The sequence below is a fragment of the Nocardiopsis algeriensis genome (genome assembly GCF_014203695.1).
Taxonomy (GTDB): Bacteria; Actinomycetota; Actinomycetes; order Streptosporangiales; family Streptosporangiaceae; genus Nocardiopsis; species Nocardiopsis algeriensis.
The window spans coordinates 1-14,099 of record NZ_JACHJO010000016.1; the positions used below are offsets into that span (position 1 = coordinate 1).

Annotated in this window: 12 protein-coding genes; 6 read left to right on the forward strand and 6 right to left on the reverse strand. The window is 72.2% G+C overall.

Going from position 1 to position 14,099, the window contains the following annotated elements; translation table 11 throughout:
- Positions 1 to 161: 161 nt before the first annotated feature.
- Positions 162 to 2,492 carry a DNA helicase PcrA gene (gene pcrA / locus FHS13_RS20415; protein WP_184293583.1) on the reverse strand — a complete coding sequence of 777 codons (2,331 nt, stop codon included), beginning with the start codon at positions 2,490 to 2,492 and terminating at the stop codon, positions 162 to 164.
- A gap of 139 nt (positions 2,493 to 2,631) precedes the next feature.
- On the opposite strand from pcrA, the gene FHS13_RS20420 reads away from it, so the two are divergent.
- Entirely contained in the window at positions 2,632 to 3,561 is a 930-nt protein-coding gene (locus FHS13_RS20420; protein WP_184293609.1) for a nucleoside hydrolase, read from the forward strand.
- A 56-nt stretch (positions 3,562 to 3,617) separates the two neighbouring features.
- Here FHS13_RS20420 and FHS13_RS20425 read toward each other — a convergent pair whose 3' ends face one another.
- Positions 3,618 to 4,304, reverse strand: a complete 687-nt coding sequence (locus FHS13_RS20425) for a response regulator (RefSeq protein WP_221443275.1) — start codon at positions 4,302 to 4,304, stop codon at positions 3,618 to 3,620.
- Positions 4,297 to 5,526 (reverse strand): ATP-binding protein, encoded by a 1,230-nt coding sequence (locus tag FHS13_RS20430; protein ID WP_184293585.1) that lies wholly within the window; start codon positions 5,524 to 5,526, stop codon positions 4,297 to 4,299. The genes FHS13_RS20425 and FHS13_RS20430 overlap by 8 nt, the downstream gene beginning before the upstream one ends.
- A 183-nt stretch (positions 5,527 to 5,709) precedes the next feature.
- Between FHS13_RS20430 and FHS13_RS20435 the strand changes: the two genes are divergently transcribed.
- Both FHS13_RS20435 and FHS13_RS20440 read left to right on the forward strand, forming a co-directional pair.
- Complete coding sequence (locus FHS13_RS20435) at positions 5,710 to 7,053, forward strand: PspC domain-containing protein (RefSeq protein WP_184293586.1); 1,344 nt, start codon at positions 5,710 to 5,712, stop codon at positions 7,051 to 7,053.
- Positions 7,040 to 7,261: a hypothetical protein gene (locus FHS13_RS20440; RefSeq protein ID WP_184293587.1), complete on the forward strand. Its 222-nt coding sequence runs from the start codon at positions 7,040 to 7,042 to the stop codon at positions 7,259 to 7,261. Before FHS13_RS20435 ends, FHS13_RS20440 begins: the two co-directional genes overlap by 14 nt.
- A gap of 67 nt (positions 7,262 to 7,328) precedes the next feature.
- Here FHS13_RS20440 and rsmA read toward each other — a convergent pair whose 3' ends face one another.
- Positions 7,329 to 8,204 carry a 16S rRNA (adenine(1518)-N(6)/adenine(1519)-N(6))-dimethyltransferase RsmA gene (gene rsmA / locus FHS13_RS20445; protein ID WP_184293588.1) on the reverse strand — a complete coding sequence of 292 codons (876 nt, stop codon included), beginning with the start codon at positions 8,202 to 8,204 and terminating at the stop codon, positions 7,329 to 7,331.
- A gap of 120 nt (positions 8,205 to 8,324) precedes the next feature.
- On the opposite strand from rsmA, the gene FHS13_RS20450 reads away from it, so the two are divergent.
- The 3 genes from FHS13_RS20450 to FHS13_RS20460 all read left to right on the forward strand — a co-directional run bounded on the left by FHS13_RS20450 (position 8,325) and on the right by FHS13_RS20460 (position 12,737).
- Positions 8,325 to 9,416, forward strand: a complete 1,092-nt coding sequence (locus tag FHS13_RS20450; RefSeq protein WP_184293589.1) for a CaiB/BaiF CoA transferase family protein — start codon at positions 8,325 to 8,327, stop codon at positions 9,414 to 9,416.
- A 178-nt stretch (positions 9,417 to 9,594) separates the two neighbouring features.
- Positions 9,595 to 11,856 carry a hypothetical protein gene (locus FHS13_RS20455; RefSeq protein ID WP_246405575.1) on the forward strand — a complete coding sequence of 754 codons (2,262 nt, stop codon included), beginning with the start codon at positions 9,595 to 9,597 and terminating at the stop codon, positions 11,854 to 11,856.
- 527 nt (positions 11,857 to 12,383) lie between these two features.
- Entirely contained in the window at positions 12,384 to 12,737 is a 354-nt protein-coding gene (locus tag FHS13_RS20460; protein ID WP_184293611.1) for an STAS domain-containing protein, read from the forward strand.
- Positions 12,738 to 12,790: 53 nt separating this feature from the next.
- On the opposite strand, the gene FHS13_RS20465 is transcribed toward FHS13_RS20460, so the two are convergent.
- Both FHS13_RS20465 and FHS13_RS20470 read right to left on the reverse strand, forming a co-directional pair.
- Positions 12,791 to 13,486: a M50 family metallopeptidase gene (locus FHS13_RS20465; protein WP_184293612.1), complete on the reverse strand. Its 696-nt coding sequence runs from the start codon at positions 13,484 to 13,486 to the stop codon at positions 12,791 to 12,793.
- A gap of 150 nt (positions 13,487 to 13,636) precedes the next feature.
- Entirely contained in the window at positions 13,637 to 14,080 is a 444-nt protein-coding gene (locus tag FHS13_RS20470; protein WP_184293590.1) for an SRPBCC family protein, read from the reverse strand.
- Positions 14,081 to 14,099: the final 19 nt, after the last annotated feature.

Sequence of the window (14,099 nt, forward strand, 5' to 3'; positions counted from 1 at the left end):
CCGAGTTTATCCTGTCCGAGCCACTGCTCGGACCGGCCAAACCGGGGAAGAGATGGACCGGCACGCCCGCTGACACGCGTTCGTCTCGCTCGGTCGTCACCAACTCTACCCCGGTACCGGAGTGCTCGGGACACGTTTGCCGAACCTTGGGTGTGGCGTTCCTAGAGCTTCTCGATGGGCGCGTACTTCACCAGGAAGTCCTTCTCCCCGATGTCCGCGCCGAAGTCGATGCGGGCCTTGGTCTTGTCGCCGCCGCCCTCGACCAGCTGCACGCGCCCCATACCGAAGGAGTCGTGGTTGACCAGGTCCCCCACGCTCAGCGTCGGCGCCTCCTTCTTCCGGGCCGGCCGCGTCCTCGCACCGCCGAAGGTCGAGCCGAAGCCCTCACCGCCGAAGCCGCCGCGCGCGCTCCCGCCGCGGCCGATGGTGCGGCTGGGCGGGGCCGACAGCACCGACTCCGAGCGGCGCCAGTCGAGCAGGTTCGACGGGATCTCGTCCAGGAAGCGCGACGCCGGGTTGTACGACGGGCTCCCCCACGCGCTGCGCACCGCGGCGCGGCTGACGTACAGCAGCCGTTCGGCGCGGGTCAGCCCCACGTAGGCGAGTCGGCGCTCCTCCTCCAGCTGGGTCTTGTCCCCCAGGGTCCGCATGTGGGGGAACACCCCGTCCTCCATACCGGTCAGGAAGACCACCGGGAACTCCAGCCCCTTGGCCGAGTGCAAGGTCATCAGAGTGACCACCCCGCCCTCGGCGTCGGCGTCGGGAAGCTGGTCGGTGTCGGCAACCAGGGAGACCCGCTCCAGGAAGTCGACCAGGGTGGGATCGGCCTCCGCCGGGGCCTCCCCCTCCTCGAGGAGGGCCTCGTCCTCCAGCAGCGCGGAGAAGCCGTTCTCGAACTCGCGCGCGACGTCGACGAACTCCTCCAGGTTCTCCACCCGGCTCTCGTCCTGGATGTCCTTGGACTCGGTCAGCTCCGACAGGTAACCCGTCTTGGCCAGGACACCCTCGACGATCTCCGACGGGCTCCCCTCGGGGACCAGGGCCGCGAGCTCCTCGAGAAGGGCGGTGAAGTTCTGCACCGCCTTGACCGAGCGGGCGGCCATGCCCGGGACCTCATCGACACGGCGCAGGGCCTCGGCGAACGAGATGCGCTCGCGGGCGGCGAACAGCTCCAGCGACTCCTCCGCGCGGGCGCCGATGCCGCGCTTGGGGACGTTGAGGATCCGCCGCAGGCTGACCGTGTCCTCGGGGTTGGCCAGGACACGCAGATAGGCGAGGATGTCGCGGATCTCCTTGCGCTCGTAGAAGCGCACACCGCCGACGATCCGGTACGGCAGCCCCGTGCGGACGAACACGTCCTCGAAGACGCGGGACTGGGCGTTGGTCCGGTAGAACACCGCCACCTGCCCGGGTGTGACCGCGCCGTCGTCGGTCAGCTTGTCGATCTCCCCGACGACGAAGGCCGCCTCGTCGTGCTCGTTGTCGGCGACGTAGCCGATGATCGGCGCTCCCTGGCCCTGCTCCGACCACAGGTTCTTGTCGGGCCGGCCCTCGTTGCGCTCGATGACGGCGTTGGCCGCCGAGAGGATGGTCTGCGTGGAGCGGTAGTTCTGCTCCAGCAGGATGGTGCGCGCGTTCGGGAAGTCGCGCTCGAACTCCAGGATGTTGCGGATGGTCGCGCCGCGGAACGCGTAGATGGACTGGTCGGCGTCACCGACCACGCACAGCTCCGAGGGCGGGACCACCGCCGAGGCGGGGTCCTCGTTCACCCCCACCAGTTCGCGGACGAACACGTACTGGGCGTGGTTGGTGTCCTGGTACTCGTCGACCATGACGTGCCGGAACCGGCGCCGGTAGTGCTCTGCGACGTCGGGGAACATCTGGAGCAGGTTGACCGTGACCATGATCAGGTCGTCGAAGTCCATGGCGCCGGCCTCGTGCAGGCGCCGCTGGTACAGCTTGTAGGCCTCGGCGAGCTTCTTCTCCTGGTCGTTCTGCGCTTGCCCCGCGAACGTGTCGTAGTCCACCAGCTCGTTCTTGAGGTGGGACACCTGGGCGGAGAACGACTTGGGCGGGTACCGCTTGGGGTCCAGGTCCATCTCCTTGCACACCAACTGCATCAGGCGCGCGGAGTCGGCGGAGTCGTAGATGGTGAAGCTGCTCGGGTAGCCGAGCCGGTGGACCTCCCGGCGCAGGATGCGCACGCACGCGGAGTGGAAGGTCATGGTCCACATGCTGTGGGCGGCGCGCGTGCCCAGCAGGTTCTGGATGCGCTCGCGCATCTCGGCCGCGGCCTTGTTGGTGAACGTGATCGCCAGGATCTCGCCGGGGCGTACGCCGCGGGCCGCCATGAGGTGGGCCATGCGGTGGGTGAGGACACGGGTCTTGCCGGACCCCGCTCCCGCCACGATGAGGAGCGGACCGCCGCTGTGGGTGACGGCGTCGCGCTGGGGACCGTTCAGACCTTCGAGAAGCTGCTCATGGGAGGACACGCACCCCAGGTTACGGCCGCCCGGTGACGAAGTGCCCCCGAGCACCGCTCCGACCCCTCTCACCATCGGTTTAGTCTGTCTTGGTCCCGGTCCTCCCATGAGGAGGCCATTCACCGTTCTCGGGGGAGTTTCCTTGACCATGCGTGTGTTCGTCGACTGCGACCCGGGGATCGACGACGCCGTCGCACTCGCCTACCTCGCCGCCCGGCCCGACGTGGAGATCGCCGGCGTGGGAGCCGTGTTCGGCAACAGCGGCGTCGACGCCACGGCCGACAACGCCCTGCGGCTGCTGGAGCTGTACGGCAGGCCGGACGTACCCGTCGCGGTGGGTGCCGCGCGGCCGCTGGTGCAGCCGCCCCGGCTCGCCCCGCACGTCCACGGCGGCAACGGGCTGGGCGGCGTGGAGCTGCCCGCGCCGTCGCGTGAGCCGGTGGCGGAGTCGGCGGCCGAGCTGCTGGTGCGCCTGGCCCGGCAGAGCCCGGGTGAGCTGGACGTCCTCGCGGTGGGCCCGCTGACCAACCTGGCGATCGCGCTGGGACTGGAGCCGAACCTGCCGAGTCTGGTGCGCAAACTGGTGGTGATGGGCGGTGCGGTGCAGGTGCCGGGCAACGTGTCCTCACACGCCGAGGCCAACATCGCCAACGACCCCGAGGCCGCGGAGGCCGTGCTGGGGGCCGGGTTCGACCTGGACCTGGTGGCGCTGGACATCACCATGCGGACGGTGGCGACCACGGCGTGGCTGGACGAGCTGAAGACCGTTCCGGGCGAGCGCGCGCGGCGCACCTCGCAGTTCCTGGACTTCTACGCCGACTTCTACACGGGCATCTTCGGCTCGCGCCAGTGCGCGATGCACGACCCGCTGGCCGCCGCGGTGCTGCTGGACGCGCACCTGGTCACCGCGTCCTTCGACGCCCCGGTGCGCGTGGAGCTGTCCGGCGGGCTCACCCGCGGCATGACCGTGGCCGACCTGCGGCCGCGCCCCGGGCAGGACGAACGCCGTCCGGTGCGGGTGGTCACGGGCGTAGCCGAGGAGGAGTTCCTCACCCGCATGCTCGACGCGCTGCGCTGACCGGTTACTGCGCTGACCGGTTCCGGTGTCCGCCGCGGCGGGCACCGGACCGCTTCTCAGACGAGGCGGCGCGCGGTCGCCCACCTGCTGAGTTCGTGCCGGTTGGAGAGCTGGAGCTTGCGCAGCACCGAGGACACGTGGGTCTCCACGGTCTTGACGGAGATGAACAGCTCCTTGGCGACCTCCTTGTAGGCGTACCCCCGGGCGATGTGCCGGAGCACCTCGCGCTCGCGCTGGGTGAGGCGGTCCAGCTCGGGGTCCACCGGCGGCGCGTCGGTCGCGGAGAAGGCGTCCAGCACGAACCCGGCCAGGCGCGGGGAGAACACCGCGTCTCCGTCGGCCACACGCACGATGGCGTCGGCCAGTTCCTTTCCGGAGATGGTCTTGGTGACGTAGCCGCGGGCGCCACCGCGGACCACGCCGATGACGTCCTCGGCGGCGTCGGAGACCGAGAGGGCCAGGAAGCGGATCCGGGGGTGCTGTGCCAGGACCCGGCGCAGCACCTCGACCCCTCCGCCGCCGGGCAGGTGGACGTCCAGGAGGACGAGGTCGGGCTGGGTCTGCCCGATGACGTGCACGGCGGAGTCGACGTCGCCGGCCTCGCCGACGACCTCGACGGCGTCGCCGAGCTCCCCTCGCACACCGCTGCGGAACAACCGGTGGTCGTCCACGATCACGACGCGGGGGATCGCGCCGTCGCTGAAGGTCGTGCTCTGCTCTTCCACATCCTGGACTCTACCCATGCTCCCTCCCGTTCCGGAGATCGGGGATCCGCGGCATGCACAGCTGCACCTCGGTGCCCTCGCCCGGCGCGGTGCGGATGCGCGCGGAGCCGCCGTGGCGGTCCATCCGGCCGAGGATGGACCCGCGTACGCCCATGCGGTCCTCGGGGACGGCATCGAGGTCGAACCCCTCCCCGCGGTCGCGGACGAACACCAGGACCTCCTCCTGCTCGACCTCCCCGAACACGGAGATGCTGTCGGTGCCGGCGTACTTGGAGGCGTTGACCATGGCCTCGCGGGCGGCCCGCAGCATCGCGGCCAGGGCCTCGTCCATGGGGCAGTCCCCGACACACACCACCTCGATGGGCACGCCGTGCTCCTCCTCCACCTCGGCGGCCACGCGCTCCAGGGCCGGGGAGACGGTGGTCTCGGCGTCGGCGGGCCGCTGGTAGAGCCAGCTGCGCAGCGCGCGCTCCTGGACTCGGGCCAGGCGCTGGACCTCGCGGGGGTCGTCGGCGCGGCGCTGGATCAGGGTGAGGGTGTGCAGGACGGAGTCGTGGATGTGCGCGGCGAGTTCGGCGCGTTCGGCGTTGCGGATGCGCTCGCGGCGCTCCTGGTCGCGCTCGCGGACCAGTCCGATGATCCAGGGGGCGACGATGAGCCCGATCCCGGCGATGAGGGTGAACGCGAAGGTGAGTCCGGCGCGGGCGTTCTGGAGCTGCTCCTGGAAGGCGAGGAAGCCGATGACGCCGACGACGACGAGCAGAACGCCCGTCCCGGTGCGCATGAGGAACCTGCCGGTGCCGTTGGCGACGGTGCTCGACATCCACTGTCCGCGCCGGCCGGGGTTGGCCTGCTGCCACAGGATGACGCCGCCGAGCGTGCCGAAGACGACGAACCACAGCAGCGGGTCGAAGACGCCGCCGAAGAGCAGGAACAGGAATCCCAGCCCCGCGGCGAGGCCGACGTAGGCGATGAGCTGGGAGATGTCGCGGCCCTTGCGGCGGCTGTCCGCGCCGGGTTCGGCCCCGGTCCCCTCCTCGGGTTTCTCCGCGGGCACGAAGAAGTACAGGGCGACGTAGACCGCGACACCGATGCCGCCGACGCTCAGGGCCATGAGGGCGAGGCGGATCACGACGGGGTCGATTCCCAGGTGCCGGGCCAGGCCGGCGGCCACACCGCCCAGGAGCCTGCCGTCGGCGGCCCGGGTGAGCTGCGGGTTGTCCGCGGCTGTTGCCGACATCGTCCGATCACCGCTTCCGTTTCCGTGTACCTCCAGAATGCCCGGTGGGGGTCGGGTCGGCATCGGGGGCGTGCCCCTGGTCGCGCCCTGGTCCCGGTCAGGGTGTCTTCAGGGTCGTCCCCGATTCCCATTCGCGGGCGCGCGGATGACCATGGGTGGGGAAGAAGGGTGCGGTGAGTGACCATGAGCGAGGAACCCGCTTTCGCCCGTCCGGGTCCGGACGGCTCGGGGGTCGCCGCGGAGACGGTGTCACCGGATCCGGTGCTCCGCAAGGGGGACGACGACCGCGTTCTCGCGGGTGTGTGCGCGGGCCTGGGCCGCTACACGGGGATCGACCCGGTGGTGTGGCGGACGGGGTTCGTGCTGACCGCGTTCGGCGGGGCCGCGGGGGTGATCCTGTACGTCGGTGCGTGGATGACCATGCGCGACGCGCAGGGCGGTCCGGCGACCGTCGAGCAGATGCTGAACCGGAGCATCCCGTCCCGTGCGGTGCCGAAGCTGCTCGGGGTGGGTCTCGCCGTGGCGACGGCGTTCAGCCTGGTCGGCGGTTTCGGCTGGTCGACCCTGGTGCTGGCGGTGCCCCTGGTTGTGGGGGTGCTGGCGGCGCGCAACCGGGGCGTGGACCTGCGGGCGGCGTTCGCCGAGCTGCGCGACGACCTGGCCTCGGAGGAGCCGCCGCCGCAGACGCCCGCCCCGGGACCGAAGCCCGCCTACTACAACCCGGCCCAGCCGTGGGCCTCGGCGCAGCCCGGCCCGGTGGACCTGGCCGCGGTGGCCGAGCGCGTCGCCGACGTCGAGGCGGAGGAGGACGAGCCGGCGGGGCAGCCCGGGCCGGAGAGGTGCCGGGGCCGCGGGGCCCCGCTCGGCTCGCTCGCGCTGTGGGTGCTCGTGGTCGCGGGGGTGCTGTCCTCCGCGGCCGTTCTCGGCTGGTCGTCGGTGTGGAGCACGCAGACGGTCCAGCTCCTGCTGGGGCCCGGGACGGGGGTGTTCTTCCTCTCGGGCGCGCTGGCGGTCGTCGGCGTCTTCGCCGTGGTCGGGACGTGGGCGGGCAGCACCCGCGGGCTGTTCCTCATCGGGACGGTGCTGACGGCACTGCTGATGCTGGTGTCGGTGACCGACCTGACCCAGGCACGCCTCGGGCAGGAGGTGTGGCGGCCGGGGACGGTGGCCGAGGCCGAGGCGGGGGACCACCGGCTGCACGGGGGGACGGCGGTCCTGGACCTGACGGGTATGGAGGACCTGGGCCCGGGAGAGGAGGTGGACGTGTCGCTGCGGGTGGACACCGGCCGTACGGAGCTGCTCCTGCCGGGGGACGCCCGGGTGGAGCTGAGCTCACGTGTGGGAGCGGGTGCGGTGTACGTGGGTTCGCCGGAGAGGACCGTGGCCGAGACCGGCTTCGGGCTTCTCGTCGAGGAGAACCTGGGAGCGGTGGAGGGCGGGGCCGGGAAGTCGGACGACCCCCCGGTGGTCAGGGTGAGTACCGTCTCGGCGGTCGGAGTTGTGGAGGTGCGGCATGGCGAAGCGTAGAGCCGACTGGGGGTCCCTGGTCGCGGGTCTGCTGTTTCTCGGGCTGGCGTTCGCCTTCGTCATGCGGGGGACGGGCGACTGGGAGTTCAACGTGCTGTGGGTGCTGCCCGTCCTGGCCGCGGCCGTGACCGCGGGGCTGGTCGGCCGGGCGCTGAGCCGGCGGCCCCGGCGCCCCGGGGAGAGGACGGCCCGCTTCCCCGAGCAGTGACGGGCGGGCCCTCCGAGGTCGGTGGGCGGCGGCCGGAGGGAACCGCGGCCACGGGCCGGCGGGAGGATCAGGGACCCTGCTCCGCGATGGCGGCGAACTGCTCGACGGTCAGGGACTCGCCGCGGGCCGACGGATCGATTCCCGCGGCCCGCAGGGCAGCCTCGGCGGCGGGGGCGGAGCCCGCCCATCCCGCCAGCGCGGCGCGCAGGGTCTTGCGGCGCTGGGCGAAGGCGGCGTCGACGACCCGGAAGACCTCCTCGCGGGAGGCCTTCGTGTCGGGCCGGGGACGGCGGACGAGCTCGACCAGGCCCGAGTCGACGTTGGGTGCGGGCCAGAAGACGTTGCGGCCGACGGCACCCGCCCGGCGGGCCTGCGCGTACCAGGCGATCTTGGCCGAGGGCACGCCGTAGATCCGCCCGCCGGGGGTGGCGGTGATGCGGTCGGCGACCTCCGCCTGGACCATGACCAGGACCCGGCGCAGGCTCGGCAGCAGTTCGAGCATGTGGAGCAGGACCGGGACGGACACGTTGTAGGGAAGGTTGGCCACCAGGGCGGTGGGCTCGGGGCCCGGCACCTCGGAGACGCGCATCGCGTCCCCGTGCACGACGGTGAGCCGGTCGGCGAGCTCGGGCGCGTGGGCGGCGACGGTCCCGGGCAGCGCCTCCGCCAGGGCCGGGTCGATCTCGACCGCGGTGACCTGCCGCACGTGCGGAAGCAGGGCCAGGGTGAGCGAGCCCAGGCCCGGTCCGACCTCGACCACGACGTCGTCCTCGGTGACGCCTGCGACCCGGACGATGCGGCGCACGGTGCCGTGGTCGATGACGAAGTTCTGGCCCAGGGTCTTGGTGGGCCGGATCCCGAACCGCTCGGCGAGTGCCCGCACGTCGGCGGGCGTGAGCAGGCGGGAGCGGTCGTCGGATGCGGGTGTCTGTGTCACCCCCACATAGTGCCAGCTCCGTCCGGCCCGATCCGCCGCGGCGGGATGCGGTATGGCCCCGGGAGGGAGCGGGACCGCACAATGGACCGGACCGCTCCGGCCAGTCCCCCTCTGGAGGTCGTGCCCATGGGACCCCTCAACGGAATCCGCGTCGTCGAGTTCACCGGGATCGGTCCGGTTCCGATGGCCGCGATGCTCCTGGCCGACCTGGGGGCGAGCGTGGTGCGGATCGACCGGCCGCAGGCCGCCGAGGCGGTGGGCACCGGAGCGGCCGGGCCCCACCTGAGCGAGGGCCGGGCCGTGCTGGGCGCCGATCTGAAGTCCGAGGAGGGCAGGAGGAGCGCCCTGGAGCTGGTGGGGCGGGCCGACGTGCTGCTGGAGGGTTTCCGGCCCGGTGTCATGGAACGGTTGGGATTGGGGCCCCAGGAGTGCCTGGAGCTCAATCCGCGCCTGGTGTACGCCCGTGTGACCGGCTGGGGGCAGGACGGTCCGCTGGCGCACACCGCCGGGCACGACGTGAACTACATCTCCGTCAACGGCGCCCTGCATGTCGTCGGGCGTGCGGACGGCCCACCGGTTCCCCCGGTCAACCTGCTCGGCGACTTCGCCGGGGGCACGATGTTCGCGGTCACGGGGATCCTCGCCGCACTCGTGGAGCGGCAGGCCTCGGGGCGCGGCCAGGTCGTCGACGCGGCGATGGTCGACGGCAGCGCGCTGCTGATGTCGATGCTGCACGAGGACCGCGCGCGGGGCTTCTGGTCCGACGAGCGGGGCGCGAACTACCTGGACACGGGCGCTCCCTGGTACGACGTGTACGAGTGCGCCGACGGCCGGCACGTGTCGGTGGGATGCATCGAGCCCCAGTTCTACGCGGCCTTCCTGGAAGGGACGGGGCTGTCCGAGGAGGACCTGCCCGACCAGTGGGACCGGGAGGGGTGGCCGCGGCTGCGCGAGCGGTTCGCCGAGGTCCTGCGCACCCGTACCCGGGACGCGTGGGCGGAGGTCTTCGACGGGGTCGACGCCTGTGTGACGCCGGTGCTGTCGCCCGACGAGGCGCCCGACCACCCGCACATGCGCGCCCGCGGCTCGCTGGTGCGCGAGGGCGGCCGGGTCGTGCCGGGGCCGGCCCCGCGCTTCGGCCGCACTCCGGGCGGTGTCACCCGCGGACTCCCCCGTCCGGGCGCAGAGGACGTCCTCCGGGAGTGGGGCCTGCGCTGACGGCACGCTGGGGGGCGCCGATTCCCCCGGCTTCGCACCGCGCGTCGCTAGGGTGATCGACCAGGCCGTATTTCGGATGCCCCGGCATCCCGGGACCTTCGCGAGCGGCCGTCCGGGCCTCCGGGACGACCGGAGGGGTCCGGCCACCGGCCGAGCGCTCGACGGAAGGTCCTACGCCATGCCACGACGGTCCGCCTCAGCCGTGTCCGGGGGAATCCGGCGTGCGGTGCGCTGGTGCGCCCTGCTGCTGGCGGTGGCCCTGTGCTCCGCGCCGGCGTCCGCGCAGGAGGGTGCCGACACGTCCGCGCGCGACCCGGACGCCTTCGGCCGACAGCAGGGACCTGTGGTGTTGGTGGGTGTGCCGGGGCTGCTGTGGCAGGACATCACCGAGGAGAACACGCCCACGCTGTGGCGGATGGCCGATACCGCCGCGATCGGCAACGTGTCGATCCGCACGGCGACCTCGCGCACCTGTCCCACCGACGGCTGGTTGTCGGTGTCGGCGGGGCAGCGGGCCCTGTCCGTGCGCGAGCAGTTCACCGTCTGCGAGCCGGCACCGGAGCCGGAGCGCACCGGTTCGGGCGCCGTGGTGCCCGGGTTCGAGGCCTATGTGCGCCAGAACGCCCGGTCCTCCTTCGCCGCGCCGGTGGGCCTCCTGGGCCGGGCGGTGCGGGAGGCCGGCGGGAGCACGCTCGCCGTCGGCCACGGCGCCGCGCTGGGGGTGGCCGACGAACAGGGACGGGTCGACCACTACGTCGAAGGTGTGGGCGACCTGTCCCCGGAGCTCCTGGCCGAGGTGTCGCTGGCCGCGGTCGAGCTGCCGGGGCTGACACGCCTGTACCCGGAGCCGGCCGAGGACGGCGGGCCCGAGGAGGAGGCCGAACAGGACGACGTGCCGGCCTGGGCCCGGGACAGGGCGCTGACCTCGATCGACGGCCGCCTGCGTGCGCTGGTGGAGCGTCTGCCCGCCGGATCGTCCCTGATGGTGGTGGGGGTGTCCATGGACAGCGGGTCCTCCCGGCTCACCGCGGCGCTGTCGGGGGAGGTCACCGAGGAGGGCTTCACCGGCCCCGGGGGGTATCTGGCCTCCGACTCGACCCGGCGCCGCGGCCTGGTGGCGCTCACGGACACGACACCGACCGTTCTGACGTCGCTGGGGCTGCGGGCGACCGAGCCGACCAGCGGCCGGGCCTGGCACGTGGCGCACCGCCCGGCGGACACCGGGGAGGCCGTGGCGCGGCTGGTGGACTTCAACACCGCCGCGGTCGTGGTGGGCGCGGCCATCCCGGGGTTCTTCAGCGGTCTCGTGGCGTTCCAGATCCTCATCTACGCCGTCGCCGCGCTGGCCCTGCACCGGTACGGGACGGGCCACCGGGGCAAGCGCGCCACGGTGCTGTCGGTGACGCGGACCGTGGCGCTGGCGAGCGCGGCCTTCCCCGTGGCCAGCTACCTGGCCAACCTCATACCGTGGTGGGCCTCCTCCGCCCCGGGCGTCGCGCTGCTGGCCTGTGTGCTGGCCGCGGACGCCGCGGTGGTGGCGCTGGCGGTGGCGGGCCCGTGGCGGCGCGGCATCCTCGGGCCGATGACGGTGGTGGCGGGGGCGACCACCGCGGTGCTCTTCGCCGATCTGTGCTTCGGCGCCAACCTGCAGATGAATTCACCGACGGGGTACTCCCCCATCGTGGGCGGCCGGTTCTACGGGATCGGCAACATCGCGTTCGCGACCTTCGCCACCGGCATGCTGATGGCGGTGGCGGGGGTCTCCCACGAGCTTGTCGTCCGGGGGCGGCGGCGGACCGCCCTGGTGGTCACCCTGGTGGTCGGGACGGCGGTGGTGCTGATCGTCGGATGGCCGGGTCTGGGGACCGACTTCGGCGGAGTGATCGCGCTGGTGCCGGGGCTGGCCGTCACCTCGATGATGATCGCGGGAGCGCGGGTGACCCCGGGACGGCTGGTCCTCGTGGGTGCGGCCGCCGTCGCGGCGATCGGCGCGATGTCGTGGCTGGACCACCTGCGCCCGCCGCACCGGCGCAGCCATCTGGGTGCGTTCGCGGCCCAGGTCGCCGACGGCGAGGCGGGGACCGTGCTCTCCCGCAAGCTCGGGGCGATGCTGGGAACCCTGGGCAACTGGCAGCTGACCCTGCTGGCGGCGTGTGCGCTGGTGTTCCTGTTCGCGGTCCTCAACCGGCCGACGAGCTGGCGCATCGGGTCGTTGCAGCGGGCCTACGAGTACGCCCCCGCGCTGCGGGCCGGTCTGACGGGTTCCCTGGTCACCGCGCTGGTGGGGTTCGCGGTCAACGACTCGGGCGTGGCCATCCCGGCGATCGCCCTGACGGTGGCGGTCCCGCTGACGCTGTCGGCCTGTGTGTGGACCCTCCAGCAGGAGGGGACGGACACGGCACCGGGCCGTGCATCCTCCCAGACCGCCCAACGCCTGTGATCTTTACCTCATCGGACACGCCCGGCGCAAACCGCCAGGAGCACGACCTTGCGTCTCTCGCGTTACGAAACGGCTACATCCCTGTGCTAGGATCCCAGGTCGGGCGACCCTGACCGAGGATCCACGATCCGGCTCGACGCCGGCTCCGACGGCCCAGCCACAGATCCCACGTCGTCCCGCAGGGAATGCCCGCCGCAGCGGCCGGGTTCTCCCAGATTGCGGAGGGCACGGGAGTGGCCTCCCACGACGCAGCACCGGTCCCCGCCCCGGCGGCCGCACCGGAGCAGCCAGGAACTTCCCGCCGGGGTCGGCGCGTTCACTTCTGTGAGGGCGCCCGCAGCATGCGAGGCGGAGAGGGAAAGGCGTCACACCCGGCCCTTGACGGGCCCCATGCGAGGACATTGATGAGACATCAGCTTGGCTACCGAGGTAACGCACTGAACCTGCCGGTCAACGCCCACTCCCCGCGCGGTGCGCGGCCTGCCTCGCCGACCCATCGGGTTCGCCCCGAGTACGCCGGAGTCGCCATGCCCGACCTGACCATCTCCTCCACCCTGCACGAGTCCGGGCACGTCCTGGCCGTGGACGGCGAGATCGACATGGCCACCGAGGCCCGTTTCCAGGAAGCGGCCACCGACGCCATCACCACGCAGCCGCGGGGGCGCGTCGTCCTGGACTTCTCCGACCTGCGCTTCATCGACTCCAGCGGCCTGCGCGTGCTCATCCGCGCCCACAAGGCCGCCAAGGAGCAGCAGGTCCTGCTGGCGATCGCGGCTCCGCCTCCTCGCGTGGCCCAGATCCTGCGGGTCACCGCGCTCGACACGCGCATCCCCGTCTTCGACACCGTGTCGGAGGCGCTCGACGCCTCCCACACCGGCTGACCCGGCGCAGGCAGGAGGGCGCGGCCGGAGGACGCGCCCCGGGTCCGCGACCGTCAGAAGAGCAGGAGCCACACACCGAGCGCGGTCACCGCGAGGTTCACCAGCGCGAAGACGCCCACCCAGAGCGTTCCGGGGACTCCCGTGAGCCTGGCGAGCTGGTCCGCGTCGGACTGGGGGGAGGGCCGGCGCCGGCGCTGGGACTGGAGCTCGAAGACCGGCCTGACCCCGGCGAAGAGCAGGAACCAGATGAACAGGTAGGCGAAGGCCCCCTGTACCTCGCTCGGGGTGAACCAGCTGACCAGGAACACCGCCGCCCCCGTGGCCACCACCGACACCACGCCGTAGATGTTGCGGATCATCAGCAGCATGGCGGCGAGCACCGCCAGGCTCAGCCACAGGAGCGCGGTGATGCGGTCCGACATCAGCATGACGATGCCGAGCAGGCCGATCAGCGACGGGGCGACGTAGCCCGCGAAGACGGTCAGGACCATGCCGGGACCGGTCGGCCGGCCGCGCGAGACCGTGACCCCGGAGGTGTCGGAGTGCAGCCGGATACCGGTCAGCCGGCGACCGCTGAGGAGGGCGACCAGGGCGTGGCCGCCCTCGTGCGCGATGGTGACGACGTTGCGCGCCACCCGCCACACCGGGGTGAACAGGACGGCCGCGAGGGCCAGGACCGCCGCTCCCAGGACGATCCACCTCTCGGGTTCCTCCTGCGTCGACAGGACCTCACGCCAGACGTCACCCAACGTCGTTTCCACCAGCGCTCCCCACTCTCCGAAGTCGTGCGGGGCCCGGGTACGCGTCACGGGCGGCTGGGAGACGCGGAGAACACCGGCCCTTGCCCGAACTTTAGGGCATGAAGGGCGTGTCCGGTGGATAGTGCCTGCGGCGGATGCTCAGTCCTGCCGGGCCTCCGCCAGGTCCTTGAGCCGCACCAGGGTCTCCTCGATGCCCCGGGCGTTGCGCGCCGGCATGCCCCCCAGCACGTAGAACGCCGGGAACCCGTACGAGTAGTCGAAGGTCTCGGTGACGCGCGTGCCGCCCTTGGGCAGCTCCTCCAGCTCGTAGCGCCAGCGGTGCGGACCCACGTGGCGCCAGGCGATGAGGCGGTCCTTCTCGTACTCCACCACCCGGTTGCGCATGCGGTATCTCAGGCCGAACATCTTCATGTCCATGCCGAACTCCGAGTCCTGCTCCAGCCGTTCGGGGCCCGCCATGCTGCCGCGCACGCTCCCCGAGCCGTCGAACTCGGGGTGCAGGGCGGGGGTCGTGAGGATCTCGAAGATCCGCGCGGCGGGAGCGTCGATCACGATGATGCGGGAAACCTTGTGTCTGGCCATGGGCCCATGATGGCACCGC

Excerpts from the sequence above, each read along its gene's own strand:
- FHS13_RS20425 (WP_221443275.1), bottom strand. The coding sequence starts at position 4,304 with ATGGGTAGAGTCCAGGATGTGGAAGAGCAGAGCACGACCTTCAGCGAC.
- FHS13_RS20440 (WP_184293587.1), top strand. The coding sequence starts at position 7,040 with ATGGCGAAGCGTAGAGCCGACTGGGGGTCCCTGGTCGCGGGTCTGCTG.
- FHS13_RS20450 (WP_184293589.1), top strand. The coding sequence starts at position 8,325 with ATGGGACCCCTCAACGGAATCCGCGTCGTCGAGTTCACCGGGATCGGT.
- FHS13_RS20430 (WP_184293585.1), bottom strand. The coding sequence starts at position 5,526 with ATGTCGGCAACAGCCGCGGACAACCCGCAGCTCACCCGGGCCGCCGAC.
- FHS13_RS20435 (WP_184293586.1), top strand. The coding sequence starts at position 5,710 with ATGAGCGAGGAACCCGCTTTCGCCCGTCCGGGTCCGGACGGCTCGGGG.
- FHS13_RS20470 (WP_184293590.1), bottom strand. The coding sequence starts at position 14,080 with ATGGCCAGACACAAGGTTTCCCGCATCATCGTGATCGACGCTCCCGCC.
- FHS13_RS20420 (WP_184293609.1), top strand. The coding sequence starts at position 2,632 with ATGCGTGTGTTCGTCGACTGCGACCCGGGGATCGACGACGCCGTCGCA.
- FHS13_RS20455 (WP_246405575.1), top strand. The coding sequence starts at position 9,595 with ATGCCACGACGGTCCGCCTCAGCCGTGTCCGGGGGAATCCGGCGTGCG.
- FHS13_RS20460 (WP_184293611.1), top strand. The coding sequence starts at position 12,384 with ATGCCCGACCTGACCATCTCCTCCACCCTGCACGAGTCCGGGCACGTC.